This window comes from Microbacterium sp. Y547 (assembly GCF_057669785.1).
Genome location: NZ_JBYHFN010000003.1, coordinates 305,106 through 324,195, shown reverse-complemented (window position 1 = coordinate 324,195; position 19,090 = coordinate 305,106). Strand labels below are relative to the sequence as shown.

Annotated in this window: 17 protein-coding genes and 1 pseudogene; 9 read left to right on the top strand and 9 right to left on the bottom strand. The window is 69.5% G+C overall.

Annotation, left to right across the window (positions count from 1 at the left end):
- Positions 1–2: 2 nt before the first annotated feature.
- Positions 3–461, bottom strand: a complete 459-nt coding sequence (locus AC25Y0_RS06855) for a succinate dehydrogenase hydrophobic membrane anchor subunit (RefSeq protein ID WP_488121992.1) — start codon at positions 459–461, stop codon at positions 3–5.
- Positions 461–892: a succinate dehydrogenase, cytochrome b556 subunit gene (sdhC, locus tag AC25Y0_RS06850; protein WP_488121993.1), complete on the bottom strand. Its 432-nt coding sequence runs from the start codon at positions 890–892 to the stop codon at positions 461–463. The genes AC25Y0_RS06855 and sdhC overlap by 1 nt, the downstream gene beginning before the upstream one ends.
- A gap of 173 nt (positions 893–1,065) precedes the next feature.
- On the opposite strand from sdhC, the gene AC25Y0_RS06845 reads away from it, so the two are divergent.
- From AC25Y0_RS06845 to AC25Y0_RS06810, 8 genes are all read left to right on the top strand, one after another.
- The gene (locus AC25Y0_RS06845; RefSeq protein WP_488121994.1) at positions 1,066–2,181 is read left to right on the top strand and encodes a mannose-1-phosphate guanylyltransferase; all 1,116 of its coding nucleotides are present in this window, start codon (positions 1,066–1,068) and stop codon (positions 2,179–2,181) included.
- Positions 2,182–2,309: 128 nt separating this feature from the next.
- Positions 2,310–3,434 (top strand): BMP family lipoprotein, encoded by a 1,125-nt coding sequence (locus AC25Y0_RS06840; protein WP_488121995.1) that lies wholly within the window; start codon positions 2,310–2,312, stop codon positions 3,432–3,434.
- A gap of 110 nt (positions 3,435–3,544) precedes the next feature.
- The gene (locus AC25Y0_RS06835) at positions 3,545–5,059 is read left to right on the top strand and encodes an ABC transporter ATP-binding protein (RefSeq protein WP_488134417.1); all 1,515 of its coding nucleotides are present in this window, start codon (positions 3,545–3,547) and stop codon (positions 5,057–5,059) included.
- Positions 5,056–6,378 carry an ABC transporter permease gene (locus tag AC25Y0_RS06830; protein WP_488121997.1) on the top strand — a complete coding sequence of 441 codons (1,323 nt, stop codon included), beginning with the start codon at positions 5,056–5,058 and terminating at the stop codon, positions 6,376–6,378. Before AC25Y0_RS06835 ends, AC25Y0_RS06830 begins: the two co-directional genes overlap by 4 nt.
- Entirely contained in the window at positions 6,375–7,658 is a 1,284-nt protein-coding gene (locus AC25Y0_RS06825) for an ABC transporter permease (protein ID WP_488121998.1), read from the top strand. Before AC25Y0_RS06830 ends, AC25Y0_RS06825 begins: the two co-directional genes overlap by 4 nt.
- 8 nt (positions 7,659–7,666) lie before the next feature.
- Positions 7,667–8,068: a cytidine deaminase gene (locus tag AC25Y0_RS06820; RefSeq protein WP_488121999.1), complete on the top strand. Its 402-nt coding sequence runs from the start codon at positions 7,667–7,669 to the stop codon at positions 8,066–8,068.
- Positions 8,065–9,396: a thymidine phosphorylase gene (locus AC25Y0_RS06815; RefSeq protein WP_488122000.1), complete on the top strand. Its 1,332-nt coding sequence runs from the start codon at positions 8,065–8,067 to the stop codon at positions 9,394–9,396. Before AC25Y0_RS06820 ends, AC25Y0_RS06815 begins: the two co-directional genes overlap by 4 nt.
- Positions 9,397–9,452: 56 nt before the next feature.
- Positions 9,453–10,568, top strand: coding sequence for an adenosine deaminase (locus AC25Y0_RS06810; RefSeq protein WP_488122001.1), 1,116 nt, complete (start codon positions 9,453–9,455; stop codon positions 10,566–10,568).
- A 56-nt stretch (positions 10,569–10,624) separates the two neighbouring features.
- On the opposite strand, the gene AC25Y0_RS06805 is transcribed toward AC25Y0_RS06810, so the two are convergent.
- The 7 genes and pseudogenes from AC25Y0_RS06805 to AC25Y0_RS06775 all read right to left on the bottom strand — a co-directional run.
- Complete coding sequence (locus tag AC25Y0_RS06805; protein WP_488122002.1) at positions 10,625–11,353, bottom strand: TSUP family transporter; 729 nt, start codon at positions 11,351–11,353, stop codon at positions 10,625–10,627.
- A 60-nt stretch (positions 11,354–11,413) separates the two neighbouring features.
- Positions 11,414–12,565 (bottom strand): mannitol-1-phosphate 5-dehydrogenase, encoded by a 1,152-nt coding sequence (locus AC25Y0_RS06800; RefSeq protein ID WP_488122003.1) that lies wholly within the window; start codon positions 12,563–12,565, stop codon positions 11,414–11,416.
- The gene (locus AC25Y0_RS06795) at positions 12,565–13,002 is read right to left on the bottom strand and encodes a PTS mannitol transporter subunit IIA (RefSeq protein WP_488122004.1); all 438 of its coding nucleotides are present in this window, start codon (positions 13,000–13,002) and stop codon (positions 12,565–12,567) included. Before AC25Y0_RS06795 ends, AC25Y0_RS06800 begins: the two co-directional genes overlap by 1 nt.
- Positions 13,003–13,094: 92 nt before the next feature.
- Positions 13,095–14,708, bottom strand: a complete 1,614-nt coding sequence (locus AC25Y0_RS06790) for a PTS mannitol transporter subunit IIBC (protein ID WP_488122005.1) — start codon at positions 14,706–14,708, stop codon at positions 13,095–13,097.
- A complete protein-coding gene (gene ptsP, locus AC25Y0_RS06785; RefSeq protein ID WP_488122006.1) occupies positions 14,705–16,378 on the bottom strand; it encodes a phosphoenolpyruvate--protein phosphotransferase in 1,674 nt (557 codons plus the stop codon). Before ptsP ends, AC25Y0_RS06790 begins: the two co-directional genes overlap by 4 nt.
- A 3-nt stretch (positions 16,379–16,381) precedes the next feature.
- Entirely contained in the window at positions 16,382–16,657 is a 276-nt protein-coding gene (locus tag AC25Y0_RS06780; RefSeq protein WP_488122289.1) for an HPr family phosphocarrier protein, read from the bottom strand.
- 177 nt (positions 16,658–16,834) lie between these two features.
- Positions 16,835–17,014: pseudogene (locus AC25Y0_RS06775) on the bottom strand (PTS sugar transporter); the annotation flags it as partial.
- 132 nt (positions 17,015–17,146) lie between these two features.
- Here AC25Y0_RS06775 and AC25Y0_RS06770 point away from each other — a divergent pair.
- A complete protein-coding gene (locus tag AC25Y0_RS06770; RefSeq protein WP_488122007.1) occupies positions 17,147–19,063 on the top strand; it encodes a BglG family transcription antiterminator in 1,917 nt (638 codons plus the stop codon).
- Positions 19,064–19,090: the final 27 nt, after the last annotated feature.

The window sequence follows — 19,090 nt, the reverse complement described above, 5'->3', positions numbered from 1 at the left end:
ACTCAGGGCTGGGTGCTGCAGAACTCTGCGAGCACGCTTCCGTCACTCAGGTTGGGGATGCACGGGTCGAACGTGAACACGACGAGCGTGCCGAGGACGATGAGGAATCCCGCCGAAAGCCACAGTGCCCACACGAGCACCCGGCGTGTCTTCGGGTGGGTCACGTAGTCGTTGACGATCGTGCGCATGCCGTTCGCGCCGTGGATCAGCGCGAGCCACAGCATGATGACGTCCCACCACTGCCAGAACGGCGTGGCGAACTTGCCGGCGATGAACGCGAAGTCCAAACCGTGGATGCCCTCGCCGAGCATGAGGTTCACGAACAGGTGGCCGAAGATCAGCACGACCAGCAGCACGCCGGACACGCGCATGTAGATCCAGCCGGCCTTCTCGAGGTTCGGTCCCTTGCGGCGGACGGCGGCGCGCGGGGCGCGGGGGTCAGCGATGGTTGCAGCACTCATCAGTGGCCTCCTGTCTCTGCGAAGGCGAGCATGAGGTGGCGCGGCGTGAAGCCGAGCATCGTCACGACCCACAGGCCGAGGACGCCCCACCACAGCTGACGCTGGTGGCGCGTCGCCCACGACCAGAAGTCGACGAGGATGATGCGCAGGCCGTTGTAGGCGTGGTACGCGACGGCGCCGACGAGGGCGACCTCACCGAGCGCCATGACGGGGTTCTTGTAGGTGCCGATGACGGCGTCGTATGCATCGGGAGACACGCGGATGAGCGCGGTGTCGAGCACGTGCACGAGCAGGAAGAAGAAGAGGGCGACGCCGGTGATGCGGTGAAGCACCCACGACCACATTCCTTCGTTGCCTCGGTAAAGCGTCCCCCGGGGGACGCGAGAAGTCGTCTCTGTTATCGACGGTGTCTCGCGGGCTGGTGCCGACACGGCCGTCCTCCCTGGATCGATCTCGAGTGGGGGCGGAATCGATGCCCCGGATGATCGTTCACTGCCGAACCGACCACCGGCGTCACGCGGGCGCTCCTGCCATCATATTGCCGCCTGAGAGGACGAGGCGACGTAGGGCACCCTTAGCCCCCCATCCGGATAGCCTGGAGCGTATGACGGAGCCCATCGCCGACTTCTACGCCGTGATCCCCGCAGGGGGCATCGGCAGCCGGCTCTGGCCGCTGTCGCGTGCCGAAGCGCCCAAGTTCCTGCATGACCTCACGGGCGCGGGCCACTCCCTTCTGCGCGCGACGTGGGACCGCCTCGAGACGATCGCCGGTGCGGACCGGATCGCGGTCGTGACGGGGCGCGCCCACCGTGCAGCCGTCGAGGCCGACCTTCCCGGCATCCCGGATCGGAACGTCTTCCTCGAATCGGAGCCGCGCGATTCCACCGCCGCGATCGGCCTCGCCGCCGCCGTGCTGGTGCGTCGCGAGCCGGACGTGCTGATCGGCTCGTTCGCCGCCGATCACGTGATCCGCGTGCCGCACCTGTTCGACTGGGCGGTGCGTCAAGCCGTCGCCACGGCGCGCGAGGGCTACATCGCGACGATCGGCATCCAGCCCAGCGAGCCGTCGGTCGGCTTCGGCTATATAAAGAAGGGCGACGGGCTCATCATCGACGGTGCGCCCGAGGCGGCGCTCGTGGTGAGCTTCGTCGAGAAGCCCGATCTCGACACGGCCAAGGAGTATTTCGCCGAGCGGTCCTACCTGTGGAACGCGGGCATGTTCATCGCGCGCGCCGACGTGCTGCTCGCCGAGATCGAGGCGAATCGCCCCGAACTGCACGCGGGCCTGCTCGAACTCGCCGAGGCATGGGACGACCGCGAGGCGCGGGGCCCTGCCGTCGACCGCGTGTGGCCGACGCTCGAGAAGATCGCGATCGACTACGCCGTCGCCGAGCCGGCCGCCGCGAAGGGACGCCTCGCCGTCATCCCGGGGCACTTCGACTGGGACGACGTGGGCGACTTCGCGAGCCTGTCCAAGCTCAACTCCGGTGGCCGCACCGAGAACCTGGCGATCCTCGGCGAGAACGCCCGCATCCTCTCGGACACCTCCAGTGGCATCGTCGTGAGCCAGACCGGACGGGTCATCAGCGTCATCGGCGTCAAGGACATCGTGATCGTCGACACGGAAGACGCGCTCCTGGTGACCACGACCGAGCACGCCCAGCGGGTCAAGGGCGTCGTCGATGCATTGAAGCTCACGGGGCGCGGCGACGTGCTCTGACCCCGTCGGGTTGCGTCTTTGTAACCTTTCGGCGTCAACCCCCTCCCGCGGTGTACGAGTGCGCCATCGGCGTGGGTACTCTTTACCGTCCCCGCGAGAGACGCGGGGCTACGGATGTGGAGGCTGAGTTGACCATCTCACGCACCAAGAAGCTGGGCGGGCTCGCTGCAGCAGCCGGCATCGCCCTCGTTCTGGCCGGATGCGGCGCCGCGCCCGAGACCGACGGCGAAGGCACCGAGGCACCCGAGGCCACGTCGGACTTCGTCCCCTGCCTCATCTCCGACGAGGGCGGCTGGAACGACAAGTCGTTCAACCAGTCGGCCAAGGAGGGCATGGACCGTGCCGCCTCGGAGCTGGGCGTCACGCCCATCGAGGTCGAGTCCAACTCTGCCAACGACTACGCACCGAACCTCGAGAACCTCGTCGCCGAAGGCTGCACCTTCATCGTCTCGGTCGGCTTCAAGCTGTCGGCCGACACGATCGCCTCGGCGCTGGCCAACCCCGAGCTCGAGTACGCCATCATCGACGACTGGGCCGACGCCGACGGCGACGGCACGACCGACGCGCCCAACATCAAGCCGCTCATGTTCGACACGGTCCAGGCCGCGTACCTCGGTGGCTACGCCGCCGCCGCGTGGTCCAACGCCGCGGGCGTCGACAAGGTCGGCACGTTCGGTGGTATCCCGATCCCGCCCGTCACGATCTTCATGGACGGCTTCGTCGACGGTGTCGCGAAGTACAACGAGGACAAGGGCGTCGACGTCGCGACCTACGGGTGGGACGTCGCAACCCAGGACGGCGCGTTCACGGGCGCCTTCGCCGCGAACGACGGCGCCAAGCAGACCGCACAAGGCATCCTCGACCAGGGTGTCGACGTGATTCTGCCTGTCGGTGGCCCCATCTACCAGAGCGCGGCAGCAGCCATCAGCGACGGCGGCGGCAACGTCGTCATGCTCGGTGTCGACTCCGACCTCGCCGTGGCAGACCCGAGCGTGGCCGACATGGTCCTCGTCTCGATCCTCAAGCGCATCGACCAGTCGGTCTACGACGCCACGATCCAGGCAGCAGCGGGCGACTTCGACCCGGCCCCCTACGTGGGCACTCTCGAGAACGAGGGCGTGGGCCTGTCCGGCTTCGGCGCTTTCGAGTCGCAGCTGCCCGACGGTCTGCTCGACGAGCTCGACTCGCTGCGTGAGCAGATCGTGTCGGGTGAGCTCAAGGTGACCTCGCCCGCGTCGCCCATCGGCGGCTGAGCAGACGCCAGTACCAGAACAGCGGCCGGGTGGATGCGTCATCCACCCGGCCGCTGTTCTTCCCGGACGCTTCTTCCAGGGCCGCCGAGCGACTAGATAAGGTGCACAGTATGAAGCTCGAGCTCCGAGGCATCACGAAACGGTTCGGCAGCCTCGTCGCGAACGACCACATCGATCTTGTGGTGGAGCCCGGCGAGATCCACGCGCTCCTCGGTGAGAACGGCGCCGGCAAGTCCACCCTGATGAACGTCCTGTACGGCCTCTACCAGGCCGACGAGGGCGAGATCCTGCTCGATGACGTCGTGCAGCATTTCCGGGGCCCGGGAAACGCGATGGCCGCCGGTATCGGCATGGTCCACCAGCACTTCATGCTCATCCCCGTCTTCACCGTCGCCGAGAACGTCATGCTCGGCCACGAAGAGACCAACCGCATCGGGGCACTGGATCTGAACCAGGCGCGCCAGCACGTGCGCGATGTCGCGGCACGCTTCGGGTTCGACGTCGATCCCGATGCCCGGGTGGGCGATCTGCCCGTGGGTGTGCAGCAGCGGGTCGAGCTCATCAAGGCACTCTCGCGCGACGCGCGCGTGCTCGTGTTCGACGAGCCGACGGCGGTGCTCACACCGCAGGAGACCGACGAGCTCATGGGGATCATGCGCCAGCTGCGCGACGAGGGCACCTCGATCGTGTTCATCACCCACAAGCTGCGCGAAGTACGCGCCGTCGCCGACCGCATCACCGTCATCCGCCTCGGGAAGGTCGTCGGCGAGGCATCCCCGACCGCGACCAACGCCGAGCTCGCCTCACTCATGGTCGGACGCGCGGTCGAGCTCACGGTGCAGAAAGAGGCGCCGCGGGCGGCTGACGGCGGGCTCGAGGTTCGCGACCTGCGGGTCGTGACACCCACGGGCACCGTCGTCGTCGATGATGTGTCGTTCCACGCCCGACCGGGGGAGATCCTCGCGATCGCGGGAGTGCAGGGCAACGGCCAGACCGAGCTGATCGAGGCCCTCGTGGGCCTGGCCGCCGGGGTGAGCGGCTCGATCTCGCTGAACGGCACCGAGCTGGCAGGCAAGAGCGTGCGCGCCATCCTGGATGAGGGCGTGGGCTTCGTGCCCGAGGATCGCACGGCTGACGGCCTCGTCGGCACCTTCTCGGTCGCCGAGAACCTCATCCTCGACCGCTCGAATGATCCCGAGTTCGTTTCGGTCGGCACGATCCGCCGCGACGTGCTCGACGACTTCGCCCGCGCACGCATCCAGGAGTACGACATCCGCACGCAAGGAGCACACGCCTTCGCCGGCACGCTCTCGGGCGGCAATCAGCAGAAGGTCGTCATCGCGCGCGAGATGAGCCGCGAGCTGTCGCTGTTCATCGCGGCACAGCCCACGCGCGGCGTCGACGTCGGATCGATCGAGTTCATCCACCGGCGCATCGTCGAGACGCGGGATGCCGGCATCCCGGTCGTCGTCGTCTCGAGCGAGCTCGATGAGGTCGCCGCCCTGGCCGACCGCATCGCGGTCATGTACCGCGGCCGCATCATCGGCATCGTCCCCGGTGACACGCCGCGTGACGTGCTGGGCCTGATGATGGCGGGCGAGACGCCCGAGGGGGTGGCGGCATGACCGATCAGACACCGGGCGTAGGCCCCGAAGTGCTCAAGGGGTTGCCGCCGGAACAGCTGCCCGCGGTTTCCGGCCCGCTCACGGGAACTCCCGACGTCGAGCCACCGCCGCGGCAGAACGTCTTCATCAAAGAGCTGCTGCGAGGCAGCGCCGTCACGACGATCCTCGCGATCGTGGCCGCGATGGTCGTCGGCGGCATTCTCATGGCGATCACGAACAGTGAAGTGCAGGCGACGGCGGGGTACTTCTTCGCCCGGCCCGGCGACATGCTCGGCGCGGTCTGGAACGCCGTCTACGGCGGATACGAGGCGCTCTTCCGCGGCTCGATCTACAACGCACGCGCGGACGACTTCGCGACGGCGATCCGCCCGCTCACGAACACCCTCGGCTTCGCGGCCCCGCTCATCGCGGCAGGCCTCGGCGTCGCCCTGGCGTTCCGCGTCGGCCTGTTCAACATCGGCGGCCGCGGACAGATCCTCATCGGCGCCGCGACAGCGGCGCTGCTCACCTTCCACCTCGAGCTTCCGGCGGCCGTGCACATCCCCCTCACGCTCGCGGCGGGTATCGCCGGTGGCGCGATCTGGGGTGGCATCGTCGGCATTCTGAAGGCCAGGACGGGTGCCCACGAGGTCATCCTCACGATCATGCTCAACTACGTCGCGTTCTATCTCGTGACGTGGATGGTGCGCACACCCGGCGTGCTGCAGCGCGCTGCCGAGGACCAGCCGATCTCGGACCCGACTCCTGTCACCGCCCAGTTCCCCGAGCTGCTCGGACCGCGGTTCCCGCTGCTGGACTGGGGCTTCATCATCGTGATCGCCGCGACGGCCTTCGTGTGGTGGCTCGTCGAGCGGTCCTCTCTCGGATTCCGCCTGCGTGCCGTCGGCGAGAACCCGCACGCGGCTCTCGCGGCGGGCATCTCGGTGCAGCGCATGTACATCTACGCGATGCTCTTCGCGGGAGGCCTCGCGGGGCTCGCCGGCATGAATCAGATCCAGGGCGCCGTGACGACCGGCTTCGACGGACTGATCGACGCCGGCATCGGCTTCGACGCGATCACCGTCGCCCTGCTCGGGCGCAGCCGCGCGTGGGGCGTCTTCGCCGCCGGCATCCTGTTCGGAGCACTGCGGGCGGGCAGCTTCACGATGCAGGCGTCGCAGGGGATCCCCGTGGACATCGTGCTCGTCGTGCAGTCGCTCATCGTGCTGTTCATCGCAGCGCCGCCGCTCATCCGCACGATCTTCTTCCTACCCAAGACCGACGCCGAGAAAGCCGCCAAGGCCCGGGCGAAGGCCGCCAAGAAGGCGGTGACGGCATGACCTCGACGACGCAGGACCTCGCGGGAGGCGCGATCCAGCTCGCCACCGTGCGCGTGCGGCACATCAAGTTCGCGGTCACGCTCGCGATCGTCACGGTGCTGCTCGGGCTGCTGTTCCTCTTCGCACCCCGCGACGGCACCAGTACGTTCCGCCTCGGCGACCCGAGCTCGTCGATCGCCCTGCCCAACGTGGGCGTGCCGACGGCAGCCACGTGCTGGGGCGTGTTCGTCGTGCTCGTGCTGCTGACGCTCTGGTCGGTATGGGACGCCTACGGCTACCGGCGTTCGAGCGTGTGGCTCGCGATCGCCTACGGCGTGCTCGCGGTGTTCGCCTTCCTGACGTGGGCGGCGGCGGGCGGGCTCGTGCCCGTGACGGGGCTGCTCTTCGGGGCGGTGTCGCTCTCGGTGCCGCTCGTCTTCGGCGCCCTCGGCGGCGTCATCGGCGAACGCGTCGGCGTCGTCAACGTCGCGATCGAGGCGCAGCTGCTGCTCGGCGCGTTCAGCGCCGCGCTGCTGTCGAGCCTCACCGGAAGCCCCTTCGTGGGTCTCATCGGCGCCATGATCGGCGGCATGCTCGTCGCGGCAGTTCTCGGCGCCTTCGCGATCAAGTACCTCGTCGAGCAGGTCATCGTCGGCGTCGTGCTGAACGTGCTCGTGACGGGGCTCACGGGCTTCCTCTACGGCGTCCTGCTCGTGCCGAACACCGCCGAGCTCAACACGCCGATCCGCTTCACGCGCATCGAGATCCCGCTCCTCAGCGAGATCCCGCTCATCGGGCCCGTGCTGTTCAACCAGACGTTCATCGTCTATCTCATGTACGTCGTCGTCGCGGTCGTCGCCTGGGCGATGTACCGCACGCGCTGGGGTCTGCGTCTGCGGGCCGTCGGCGAGCACCCGCAGGCCGCAGACACGGTGGGTATCAAGGTCAACCCCTCGCGGTTCTGGAACCTCGTGCTCGCCGGGGCGATCGCCGGCATCGGCGGCGCGTACTTCACGCTCGTGTCGGTGCCGCAGTTCGGCAAGGAGATGACGGCGGGGCTCGGCTTCATCGCCCTCGCGGCCGTGATCTTCGGGCGGTGGGATCCGCTCCGTGCGACGCTTGCGGCACTACTGTTCGGGTTCGCGACCAACCTGCAGAACCTGCTGACGGTGTTGAAGACACCGATCCCGAGCGAATTCATGCTCATGCTGCCCTATCTCGTGACGATCCTCGCGGTCGCCGGGTTCGCGGGGCAGATCCGAGGGCCCGCTGCGGCGGGCAAGCCATACATCAAGGGGTGAGCACGGCGATGACCGACATCGACTGGGACGAACTGCGCGCAGCGGCGACCGCCGCGATGCAGCGCGCCTACGCGCCGTATTCGCGTTATCGCGTCGGCGCGGCGGCGCTCGTGTCGGACGGCCGCATCGTGCAGGGATGCAACGTCGAGAACGCGTCGTACGGCGTCGGGCTGTGCGCTGAGTGCGGCCTCGTGAGCGAGCTGCAGATGTCCGGCGGCGGCCAGCTCGTCGCGTTCGTGTGCGTCAACGGCGAGGGCGAGACGATCATGCCGTGCGGGCGCTGCCGGCAGCTGCTGAACGAGTTCGCGCTGCCGGGGATGCTGCTCGAAACGGTGTCTGGCATCCGCACGATCGACGAGGTGCTGCCTGACGCGTTCGGTCCGCGCGACCTCGAGGCGGTGGCCCAATGAGTGCCGGTAAGGTGTCTGAGCCCGCCGAAGGGTCGCCTTCCGCCGTAGAGGCGCACGACGCCGTCGACATCATCCGTGCCAAGCGCGACGGCGGTGCCGTGCCCGAGCGTGCGCTGCGCTGGATGGTCGACGCCTACACGCGCGGCTACGTCGCAGATTCGCAGATGGCATCCTTCGCGATGGCAATCCTGCTCAACGGCATGACGCGCGACGAGATCCGCGTGCTGACCGATGCCATGATCGCGTCGGGCGAGCGCATGAGCTTCGCGGACCTCGGCAAGCCCACGGTCGACAAGCACTCGACGGGCGGCGTCGGCGACAAGATCACGCTTCCGCTTGCTCCGCTGGTCGCATCGTTCGGTGTCGCTGTGCCGCAGCTGTCCGGCCGCGGACTCGGGCACACGGGCGGCACGCTGGACAAGCTCGAGTCCATTCCCGGATGGCGCGCCGCGCTGTCGAACGACGAGATGCTCGCCCAGCTCGCCGACGTCGGAGCCGTCATCTGCGCCGCGGGCTCAGGCCTCGCCCCCGCCGACAAGAAGCTCTACGCGCTGCGTGATGTCACCGGCACGGTCGAGGCGATCCCGCTCATCGCATCGAGCATCATGTCGAAGAAGATCGCCGAGGGCACCGATTCGCTCGTGCTCGACGTCAAGTTCGGCTCGGGCGCTTTCATGCAGGACGTCGACCGCGCGCGTGAGCTCGCCCGCACGATGGTCGCGCTCGGCACCGACTCGGGCGTCGCGACGACCGCGCTGCTGACGGACATGAACACGCCCCTCGGCCTGACGATCGGCAACGCCAACGAAGTGCGCGAATCGGTCGAGGTGCTCGCCGGCGGCGGTCCCGCCGATGTCGTCGAACTCACGGTCGCCCTCGCCCGCGAGATGCTCGCGCTCGCCGGCCAGCCCGATGCCGATGTCGAGCGTGCGCTGCAGGACGGGCGCGCGATGGACACCTGGCGCGCCATGATCCGCGCGCAGGACGGCGATCCGGATGCCCCGCTGCCGCAGCCGAACGAGACGCACACCGTCACCGCGCCCGAAGCGGGCTTCGTCTCTCGCATCGAGGCTCTGCCGTTCGGCATCGCGGCGTGGCGGCTCGGAGCCGGTCGAGCGCGCGCAGAGGACCCGGTGCTGCACGCGGCGGGCATCGACCTGCACGTCAAGCCGGGCGATGAGGTCGCCGCGGGGCAACCGCTCTTCACGCTGCTGGGTCACGACGCCTCGCGCTTCGACCGCGCGCTCGAAGCGGTCGAGGGGGCGTGGCAGATCGCGCTCGAACCCCCCGCGCGCACGCCGCTCGTCTTCGAGCGCATCACGGCGTGAGCCACCGGCAGCCCGATCCGAACTGAACCCACCGCACGACCCGAGGAGCCCACGCCATGCCCATCGAACAGAACGGCGACGCCGTCGTACAGGGCGTCTCGCTCCGCGGACTGCCGAAGGTGTCGTTGCACGATCACCTCGACGGCGGCGTGCGCCCCGAGACGATCGTCGACCTCGCCGATGAGCACGGCATCGATGTGCCCGAGACCGACGCGGCGGACCTCGCCGAATGGTTCGCTGCGCGCAGCGACGCCGGATCGCTCGAGGAGTACCTCACGATGTTCGAGGTCTCGACCGCGGTCATGCAGACACGAGAAGGGCTGACCCGCGTCGCGCGGGAGTTCGTCGAAGACCTCGCGTCGGACGGCGTCGTCTACGGCGAGATGCGCTGGGCGCCCGAGCAGCACCTGACCCGCGGGCTCACGCTCGACGAGGCGGTGGCGGCCGTGCAGGAGGGCATCGAAGAAGGCGAGGATGCCGCCGAGGGTCGCGGTCACGACATCCGGGTCGGTCAGCTGCTCAGTGCGATGCGCCAGACCGACCGCTCGCTCGAGGTCGCCGAGCTCGCGGTGAGCTGGCGCGAGCGCGGAGTCGTCGGCTTCGACATCGCCGGCCCCGAAGAGGGCTATCCCGCGTCGCGTCACCGCGCCGCCTTCGACTACCTCGCCGAGGCGTTCTTCCCCGTCACGGTGCACGCTGGCGAAGCGGCGGGCCTCGATTCGATCCGCGGTGCGCTGCTGGACGGCCGCGCCTTGCGGCTCGGTCACGGGGTGCGCATCGCCGAAGACCTCGAGCTCGTCTCGAGCGCCGGCGACGAGGTGTACGTGCGCTTCGGCGACCTTGCGCGCTGGGTGCGCGACCGCGAGATCGCGCTCGAGCTGTCGCCGTCGTCGAATCTGCAGACGGGGGCGAGCGCGGCGTGGGGGCGCACCCTCGAGGACCACCCGTTCGACCTGCTCTACCAGCTCGGCTTCGCGGTGACGGTCAACGTCGACAACCGCACGATGAGCGGCACGTCGCTGACGCGCGAGCTCGCGCATCTCGTCGAGACGTTCGACTACACCCTCGAAGACATCGAGGCGTTCCAGCTCAACGCCGCCGCGGCGGCATTCCTCGCCGTCGAAGAGCGCGAAGAGCTCATCGAGATCATCGGCGAGGGCTTCACGCGCTGACCGGACCGCGGCATCCGCTCCTGCAGAGACGGGGCGGATGCGCGGCCGGCGCGCGGTCAGGGCAGGCCGAGAAGAGCGAGGATGCCGCGCGCCAGGACGACCGTCGCGCCGGCCCAGGCGATCGCGAGCATCGCCCGACGCGCGGTGCGTGGCGCGACGAACCGGGCGAGCAGGCTTCCGATCAGGATGCCCACAACCGTCGCCGCGACCAGGAGGCAGATATCTCCTGTGGGCGAGACCGGCAGACCCCGAAGCAGCACGGAGACGGCGCTCAGCGCGACGAAGATCACTTGCACGCTCGCCGCGAAGCGGCGCTGCTCCCACCGGTCGCCCACGGCGTAGGCGGCAAGCGCCGGGCCTGACAGGCCGCTTGCGACGTGCATGAAGCCCGCCGCACTGCCGGCCACGACGGCACCCTTTCTGCCCCGCAGCGGCGCCGAAAGGGCGGGCACCCACCCGGCGGTGAGCGCGAAGTACGCCATCCCGGCGATGAGCAGCAGCACCGCGGCATCCGGGATCGCGCGCACGAGGAACGCGCCGAGCGGAGCGGCGAGCAGCCCCGGCCAGATGAGCCACGCGGTGCGACGCCAGTCGACCTCGCGCCACACGAGCGGCACGGCGCTGAGCGCGGCGACGAGGGCCAGCAGCACCGCGATCGTGACGCCTTCGAGCGGCCCGTAGACGAGCACGATGGGGCCGACGAGCACGAGCACGAAGCCGAGCCCGGTGATGCGCTGTATGACGGCGGCGACGAACGCGGCGGCACAGGCGAGGGCGAGGGTCACGGGCGAGGAGTTTACGGCCTCCCGGTGACGCGCCCGTGACGACGCCGAGCCGCGCGTCCGTCAGCCGAGTTCAGCCTGTCGCGCCGCGACGACCTCCTGCACGCGGGCGAAGAGCGGATGCGCGGGTTCCAGGCCCGTGACCGACTCGGTGAACGTCGCGGCATCCTGTTCCCGCAGCTGTCGCTGCATCTCGACCGACTGCGGGTCGTCGGCATCGTCGAAGGCGAGTGCGGCGCCCATCGCCCTGACGAGCGCGTCGACGCCGAGGCCGCGTTCGGCCGCCTCGGCCGCCGGCCCGACGAACCGCTCGTGCCGCGACAGCTTGCGCAGCGGCTGGCGCCCGACGCGCCACACCGTGTCCGGCAGCGCGGGGTTGCGGAAGCGCCGCAGGATCGTGGCCCGATACTGGGCCTGCACGGACGGGTCGAGTCCGTGTTTGGCGACGAGCAGCGCCGACGTCTCTTCGAGCGTCGCCTCGACCTTGGCTGCGATCGCCGGGTCGGCGAGGGCGTCCGAGATCATCTCGACGCCCGCCTGGGCGCCGAAGTACGCCGTCGTGGCGTGACCCGTGTTGACCGTGAACAGCTTGCGCTCGATGTACGGCGCAAGGTCGTCGACGAAGTGCGCGCCGGGTATATCGGGCACGGAGTCGCCGAACGGGCCCCGTTCGATCGCCCACTCGAAGAACGGCTCGACCGTCACGTCGACTCCGCCGCCCGCGGGCTGTCCCGGGACGATGCGGTCCACGGCCGTGTTGGCGAAGACGGCGCGACCCGAAATGGCATCCCACGCGTCGCCGGCCTGCTCGCGGATCTTGTCGCGCAGGATGTCGGTCGCATTGATCGCGTTCTCGCACGCCATGACCTGCAGGGGCGGCGAGGACGGGTCGCGCAGCGCGAGCCCCGCCAGGACGAGCGGCGCGACGAAGGGCAGCACGGACGGCCCCACGGCCGTCGTGACGACGTCGGCCCCGGCGACCTCTTCGATCACCTGGTCGGCATGCTCTGCGCTGTTGATGGCGCGGAAGCCGGTCACAACCGTGTCGCGGCCGCCGTCGCCGACTTCGTGCACGGTGTACTGCGAGACGGAGTTGAGAGCATCGACGAGGGGAGCGGAGACATCGGAGAACACGAGCTCGTACCCGGCCTCGTGCAGCAGCATGCCGACGAAGCCTCGGCCAATGTTTCCCGCGCCGAACTGGACGGCCTTCATCAGACGCCTGCCGCCGAGACGAGGGCGTACAGCTCGTCGGGCGTCTGGGCGGCCTTGAGCCGGGCGACGTCGTCCTCTTCGGAGAACAGGATCGCGATCTGCGACAGGATCTCGAGGTGCTCGTCGCCCTTGCCGGCGATGCCCACGACGAAGGTGACCGGCTCACCGCCCCAATCGACACCGCCGTCGTACCGAACCACCGACAGTGCCGAGTCGAGGATTTCGTCCTTCGTCTCGTTCGTGCCGTGCGGGATCGCCAGCTCGTTGCCCATGTAGGTCGACACGGTCTGCTCGCGCTGCTGCATCGCGTCGAAGTAGGCGCCGGTGACGGCACCGGCTGCTTCGAGGATGTCAGCGGCTTCCTTCATCGCCTCTTCGCGCGTCGCGCTGCCGCTGTGGATCCTGACCTGCTCGGGGTTCAGTACGTCACGTGCCATTTCGGTTTCCCTTCGTCGATGGACGGATGCCGCGCGCCGAGGCTGCAGAACCGGGGGCATGACGCCGGCCCGGCCCTGCAGCGGTCTCGGGGCTACGTCCCATCCTGATGCTGGTCGCGCACCAGGTCTACGACCTCGTCGTACTTCGGGGAGTTCATGAAGTTGTCGACCGACACGTGCATCGCGCCCGGCACCTGCTTGCGCGCGCGGTCGGTGAGCTGGTTCTGGGTGATGACGAGGTCGGCGCTGTCATCGAGGTTCGCGATCGCCTTGTTGGTGACCGCGACGTCGTCGATGCCCGCCTTCTTCATCTTGTTCCGCAGCACACTGGCACCCATCGCCGACGATCCCATACCGGCGTCGCACGCGAACACGACGCTGCGCACCTGCTTCGTCGCGACGATGCCGCCGTCGAGCTGTCCGCCGGTCTCGGCCTCGGTCTCGAGCTTGTCCACGGCCTCCTGCGCTTCGCGGACCGCTTCGGGGTCCTTGCCGTCCGAAACGCGCAGCGCGTCGAGGGCGACAGAGGATTTGCCCTTGATGGCCGCCGTCTTCGAGACGGCGGTCGAGAATTGGTCGGCCTCGGCGAGCAGGTCGCGCTTGCGTGAGGCGCGCAGGATCACCGATGCCACGAGGAAGGTCACGGTGGCCGCGAGCACGACCGACAGCAGCACGACGAGCAGGTTCGGCACACCCGCGCCGACGGCCGCCGCGCTGACGGCGAAGATGCTGCCCGGGGCCGCAGGGAAGACGAGTCCGCCGCCCAGCAGCATGTTCGTCGTGACGCCCGTGGCGCCACCCGCGATGAGAGCGAGGATGAGGGTCGGCTTCATGAGGGCGTAGGGGAAGTACACCTCATGGATGCCCCCGGCGAACTGGATGATCGCCGCGCCCGGCGCCGAGGCGCGAGCCGCGCCGATGCCGAAGAACGCGAACGCCAGGAGCAGGCCCAGACCCGGACCCGGGTTGGCCTCGAGGAGGAACAGGATCGACTGGCCGTCCCGCTCGGACTCGGTGAGACCGAGCGGGGTGAGCACGCCGTGGTTGATGGCGTTATTGAGGAACAGCACCTTCGCCGGCTCGATCAGAATGCTCGTCAAGGGCAGCAGGTTCAGCTCGACGAGCCAGCTGACGGCGTTGCTGAGCACGGTCATCAGGCCGTTCACGAGCCACGCGATCGGGTAGAACCCGACGATGGCCATGATGAACCCCCAGATGCCCGCCGAGAACATGTTCACGAGCATCTCGAAGCCCGAGCGGATCTTGCCGTCCCACAGGCTGTCCAGCCAGCGCATCGTCCACGCCGCGAGCGGCCCCATGATCATCGCGCCGATGAACATGTGCACCTGGCCGAGCTGGTTGTCGGCGGGGAGGTCGGCGTTGACCTGCGCGATCAGCAGGTCAGAACCGGCGATCGCGCCCATCGTCGCGATGACGCCGACGACGCCGCCGCGCTGCTTGTAGACGATGTAGCCGCCCGTGTAGCCGATGATGAGCGGCAGCAGGTAGTGGATGAAGGGCCCCACGATCGATGCCAAGTCGGCATTGGGGGTGAATCCCTTCTCGATGAAGAACATCGTGAAGATGCCCCACGCGATGAGAGCGGGGATGTTCGGCATGATCATGCCGGAGAGGAACGTTCCGAAACGCTGCACGCCTACGCGGGCACCGCCGGCGGCCTTTGCAGGGGTCGAGGCCGTCGTCATGACTCTGTCTCCTTCTTCCGGGTGGCGGCCGTCCGGGCCGCGGTTCGTGCCGATCCCGCGTCGTCCGTGGCGAGCGCGGAGGCGGCGATGTCTCGGGCATCGGCGATCGTGTACTGCAACAGGGTGGCTCGCACGTCGGCCAGCGCCGTCGGCGCCATCGACAGCGACGTCGCGCCGAGCCCGACGAGCACGACGGCCAAGAGGGGGTCGGCCGCGGCTTCGCCGCAGATCCCCACGGGCTTGCCGTTCATCCGACCGGCCTCGCCGACCTCGCGGATGAGCCGCAGGACGGCGGGGTGCCAGGGGTCTTGGAACGCCGCGACCGAGCCGAGCAGCCGGTCGGCCGCCAGGGTGTACTGCGTCAGGTCGTTCGTGCCGATCGAGGCGAAGTCGGCGTGGGCGAGCACGCGGTCCGCCATGAGCGCCGACGACGGCACCTCGACCATGACGCCGGCGGTCTTGATGCCGTAGTCGCGGGCGACGCCGACGAAGTACTCCGTCTCTTCGACCGTCGCGACCATGGGGGCCATGACCCACAGGTCGGCGCTGGTGGCGGCATCCGCTTGGGCCAGGGCCGTCAGCTGCTCGTGCAGGATGTCCTCGCTCGCGCGGAGCGCGCGGATCCCGCGCAGGCCCAGGGCGGGGTTGTCCTCGTGCGCGTCGTTGAGGAACGCCAGCGGCTTGTCGGCGCCCGCGTCGAGCACGCGCACGACGACCTTCTTGCCGGGAAAGGCCGCGAGCAGCTTCGTGTACGCCTCGCGCTGCTGCTCGACCGTCGGCGCCTGGTTCGCGCTCAGGAACAGGAACTCGGTGCGGAACAGCCCGACGCCCTCGGCGCCCAGTGCGACCGCCTCGGCCGCACTCTCGGGTTTGCCCAGGTTCGCCAGCAGCGGGATCGCCGTGCCGTCGGCGAGGGCTCCATCGGTGATGGGCGCCGACGACGCCGCCGCCCGCGCGTCGGCGCGGTTCGCCGCGCGATCGAGCTCGTCGGCGGTCGGCTGCGTCGTGATGACGCCGGCGGCGGCATCCACGATCACCGTCTCGCCGTCGGTCAGATCCTGAGCCCCGACGGCTCCGACGATCGCGACGATCGACTTCTCGCGGGCGAGGATCGCGGTGTGCGAGGTCGGCCCGCCCTCGGTCGTGATGAGAGCGAGCACCTTGTCGAGGTCGAGCAGGGCCGTGTCCGCCGGCGCGAGGTCTTTCGCCACGAGCACGAACGGGTGCCCCGGGTCGGGCACCCCCGGCGCGGGCACACCGCGCAGCCGTGCGATGACGCGCTGCGCCACGTCGTCGAGGTCGGCGGCTCGCTCGCCGAGGTAGCCGCCCATAGCGACGAGCTGTTCGCGGAACGACGCGAAGGCGTCGTACACGGCGAACTCGCCCGTCTTGGCGTCAGCCAGGCGGGCGTCGATCTCGGACTCGAGCGACGGGTCCTCGGCCATCATCGCCTGGGCCTCGAGCACGTCCCGGGCCGCGCCGCCGGCTTGCGCGCCGCGTTCCTCGAGCTCGCGTGCGACAGAGGCGACGGCCTCGCGCACGCGCGTCCGCTCTTCTTCGGGGCTGCGCTCGCTGGGTGCGTCGCTCGGCGGGGGGAAGGGCTCGGCCATGCGCGCGACGGTCCCCTGGGCAACGCCCAGCCCGATACCCACTCCGCGAATCTCCGGCATGGCCTACTCCGCGTCGTGGTCGGTCGAGAGCAGCTCGGCGAGCCGGTCGAGAGTGGCTTCGGCGCTGTCGCCGTCGGCGGTGAGGGTGACGTAGTCGCCCTGTTCGATGCCCAAGGCGATGACGCCGAGGATGCTCGCGGCGTTGACCGGCCCGCCGGCATCCTTCGCGATCGTGACGGGGATCGCGGCGTCTTTCGCGGCCTGAGCGAACAGCTTCGCCGGACGAGCGTGAAGTCCGTGCGACGACCCGATCCGGACCGTCCTGGTGATGGAGGGCATGATCTGTGTCTCGTCTCTCTCGTACGGTGCGATGGGCATGGGGCGCAGCGCGGGGTCTCCGACCGAATCGCGGACGATCTGCAGCGTGCGCGAGCCGTCGATGTCGGCGAAGATGTCCGGCGGCAGCAGCACGACGGTGGTCCCGCGATAGGCGGCGTCGAGCTCGATGCGCTCCAGATCGTGTTCGAGATGCGGGCCCACCAGCACGACGTCGGCGGCATCGAGATCGATCGGCAGGGACTTCTCGGTACCGGCGAAGGCGGTGCAGGCGAAGCCGCTGTCGTGCGCCGCGTGGCGCAGGCGCTGAGCGACGAAGGTGCTCGACGCACCCGCACCGCAGACCACGAGGATCCTCATCGACCCGACCTCCCTGTGACGCCATTCTGGTGAAAAGCCGGGGCAGCGACAACCACCCCTTCTTCCGCGGGGGCGGAAACGGGCCACGGTGCGCGTGGTTGACTGGGCGTGGCCTGCCACCGAAGGAGCACCGTGACCAGAGCGCGACAGGACCGCCTGCTCGGCCTGCTCGCGCGCGACGGCCAGTGGGCGACCGCGGCGAGCCTCGCCGATGCGCTCGGCGTCACGCCCCGCAGCATCCGCTCATATGTCACGGCGCTCAACGCGCGGGTGCCCGACGGTGGTGCCGTCGAGTCGGGGCCGCACGGGTACCGGGCGGGGCCGTATGCTGCGGCCGCACTGCGAACGACCGGCGGTGTCGATGCCCCCCGAGACCGGCTGCACACGCTCGTGCGGTCGCTGCTGGATGCGCCCGAAGGCATCGACGTCTTCGAGTCCGCCGACGCGCTGCACGTCAGCCCCGCGACTCTCGACGCCGACCTCGCGCGCGTGCGCGGACTCCTCGGCGGCACCGAGCTGACGCTGGAGCGTTCGGCGGCGCAGGCGCGGCTGCGGGGCACCGAGATGGCGCAGCGGCGGTTGCTGTCGCGGCTCGCGCACGACGAGATGGAGGCGGGCTCGTTCGACCTCGAGGCGCTGCGGCGAACGCTCGGCGAGGGGTCGATCGGCGCGCAGGCGTTCGGGCCGTTCAAAACTGACCTCGTCACGCAACTCGGCGCGCTCGGGTACTTCGTCAACGAGTTCGGCATCGCCGATGTCGTCATGCACATCGCGATCGCCGCCGACCGCGTATCGCGCGACCGCGGACTCGACGGCGCCGGAGCGCAGGGCCCCGCGCAGCAGCAAGTCGCGGAGATCCTCGCGGCGCTGTCAGAGCAGCACCTGGGGGTGACGCTCGGGGCCGGAGACGTGCAACATCTCGCGACGCTCGTCCTGACGCGCGTCGTCGCGCCCGGGGAGGGGGAGCCCGGTGCACAGGCGCGCGCGCGGCTGGAGCCCGACGTGCACGAAGCCGTGCGCGCGGTTGTCGAGGGGGCGGCATCCGAGTTCCTCGTCGACATCGCGCACGAGGACTTCATCCTGCGGCTCGCGCTGCACGTGCAGAACCTGCGGCACCGCGCGCGGGAGCGGGCGTGGTCGCGCAATCCGCTGACGCGGTCGCTGAAGTCGACGTACCCGATGATCTTCGAAGTCGCCGTCTACATCGCGTCGGGGCTGCACGAGCGCCTCGACATCCCCCTGCTCGACGACGAGATCGCCTACATCGCGATGCATGTCGGCGGACGCCTCGAGCGCAGCCGCCGCGCCGACCAGCTGCTGACGGCGACGATCGTGTGCCCCGGATACTACGAGCTGCACGAACTGCTGCGCTCGTCGGTCGACCGCTCGCTCGGGCAGGCGATCGAGGTCGTGGGCGTCGAGACGCGCGCCGACCCCGACTGGGCCTCGATCGACACCGACCTCGTTCTGACGACGATCGACCCTCCGGCACCCGGGGAGCGGACCGTGCGAATCCAGCCGTTCCTCACGGGCGCCGACGTCGAGCGGGTGCAGTCTGCGGCGGTGCGGATCCGGCGGGGACGACGGCTCGCGCGGCTGCGCGACGAGCTGTCGCGGTACTTCTCGCCCGAGGCGTTCGTTCATGGGCTCGGCGGCGGCTCGTCGGAGGCCGTGATCCGACGTCTGGGGGCGCTCCTCGTGGCGAAGGGCGTCATCGACGACGATTACGTCGAGCGGGCGATCCAGCGAGAAGAGCTGTCGTCGACGGCGTTCACCGACGCGCTCGCCGTGCCGCACGCGCTCGGGATGACCGCGACGCGCACCGCGATCGCGATCGGCATCGCCGACCCGTCGATCGAATGGGGCGAGGGCCGTGTGCAGGTCGTCGCGCTCGTGGCGTTCTCCGAGACCGACCGCGAGGCGTTCCAAACCGTGTTCGAGCAGTTCGTCGAGGTGTTCAGCGAACGCGACTCGGTGCAGCGCATCGTGCGCCGCGGCACGGACTTCGCCTCGTTCCTCGATGAGCTGGTCGCTGTCGTGGATGGGTGACGCCGGGTCGGTCGGCGTCTACGGGGC

Excerpts from the sequence above, each read along its gene's own strand:
- AC25Y0_RS06830 (WP_488121997.1), top strand. The coding sequence starts at position 5,056 with ATGACCGATCAGACACCGGGCGTAGGCCCCGAAGTGCTCAAGGGGTTG.
- AC25Y0_RS06855 (WP_488121992.1), bottom strand. The coding sequence starts at position 461 with ATGAGTGCTGCAACCATCGCTGACCCCCGCGCCCCGCGCGCCGCCGTC.
- AC25Y0_RS06790 (WP_488122005.1), bottom strand. The coding sequence starts at position 14,708 with ATGACGACGGCCTCGACCCCTGCAAAGGCCGCCGGCGGTGCCCGCGTA.
- AC25Y0_RS06825 (WP_488121998.1), top strand. The coding sequence starts at position 6,375 with ATGACCTCGACGACGCAGGACCTCGCGGGAGGCGCGATCCAGCTCGCC.
- ptsP (WP_488122006.1), bottom strand. The coding sequence starts at position 16,378 with ATGCCGGAGATTCGCGGAGTGGGTATCGGGCTGGGCGTTGCCCAGGGG.
- AC25Y0_RS06780 (WP_488122289.1), bottom strand. The coding sequence starts at position 16,657 with ATGCCCTCCATCACCAGGACGGTCCGGATCGGGTCGTCGCACGGACTT.
- AC25Y0_RS06820 (WP_488121999.1), top strand. The coding sequence starts at position 7,667 with ATGACCGACATCGACTGGGACGAACTGCGCGCAGCGGCGACCGCCGCG.
- AC25Y0_RS06795 (WP_488122004.1), bottom strand. The coding sequence starts at position 13,002 with ATGGCACGTGACGTACTGAACCCCGAGCAGGTCAGGATCCACAGCGGC.
- AC25Y0_RS06835 (WP_488134417.1), top strand. The coding sequence starts at position 3,545 with ATGAAGCTCGAGCTCCGAGGCATCACGAAACGGTTCGGCAGCCTCGTC.
- AC25Y0_RS06815 (WP_488122000.1), top strand. The coding sequence starts at position 8,065 with ATGAGTGCCGGTAAGGTGTCTGAGCCCGCCGAAGGGTCGCCTTCCGCC.
- AC25Y0_RS06810 (WP_488122001.1), top strand. The coding sequence starts at position 9,453 with ATGCCCATCGAACAGAACGGCGACGCCGTCGTACAGGGCGTCTCGCTC.
- AC25Y0_RS06845 (WP_488121994.1), top strand. The coding sequence starts at position 1,066 with ATGACGGAGCCCATCGCCGACTTCTACGCCGTGATCCCCGCAGGGGGC.
- AC25Y0_RS06800 (WP_488122003.1), bottom strand. The coding sequence starts at position 12,565 with ATGAAGGCCGTCCAGTTCGGCGCGGGAAACATTGGCCGAGGCTTCGTC.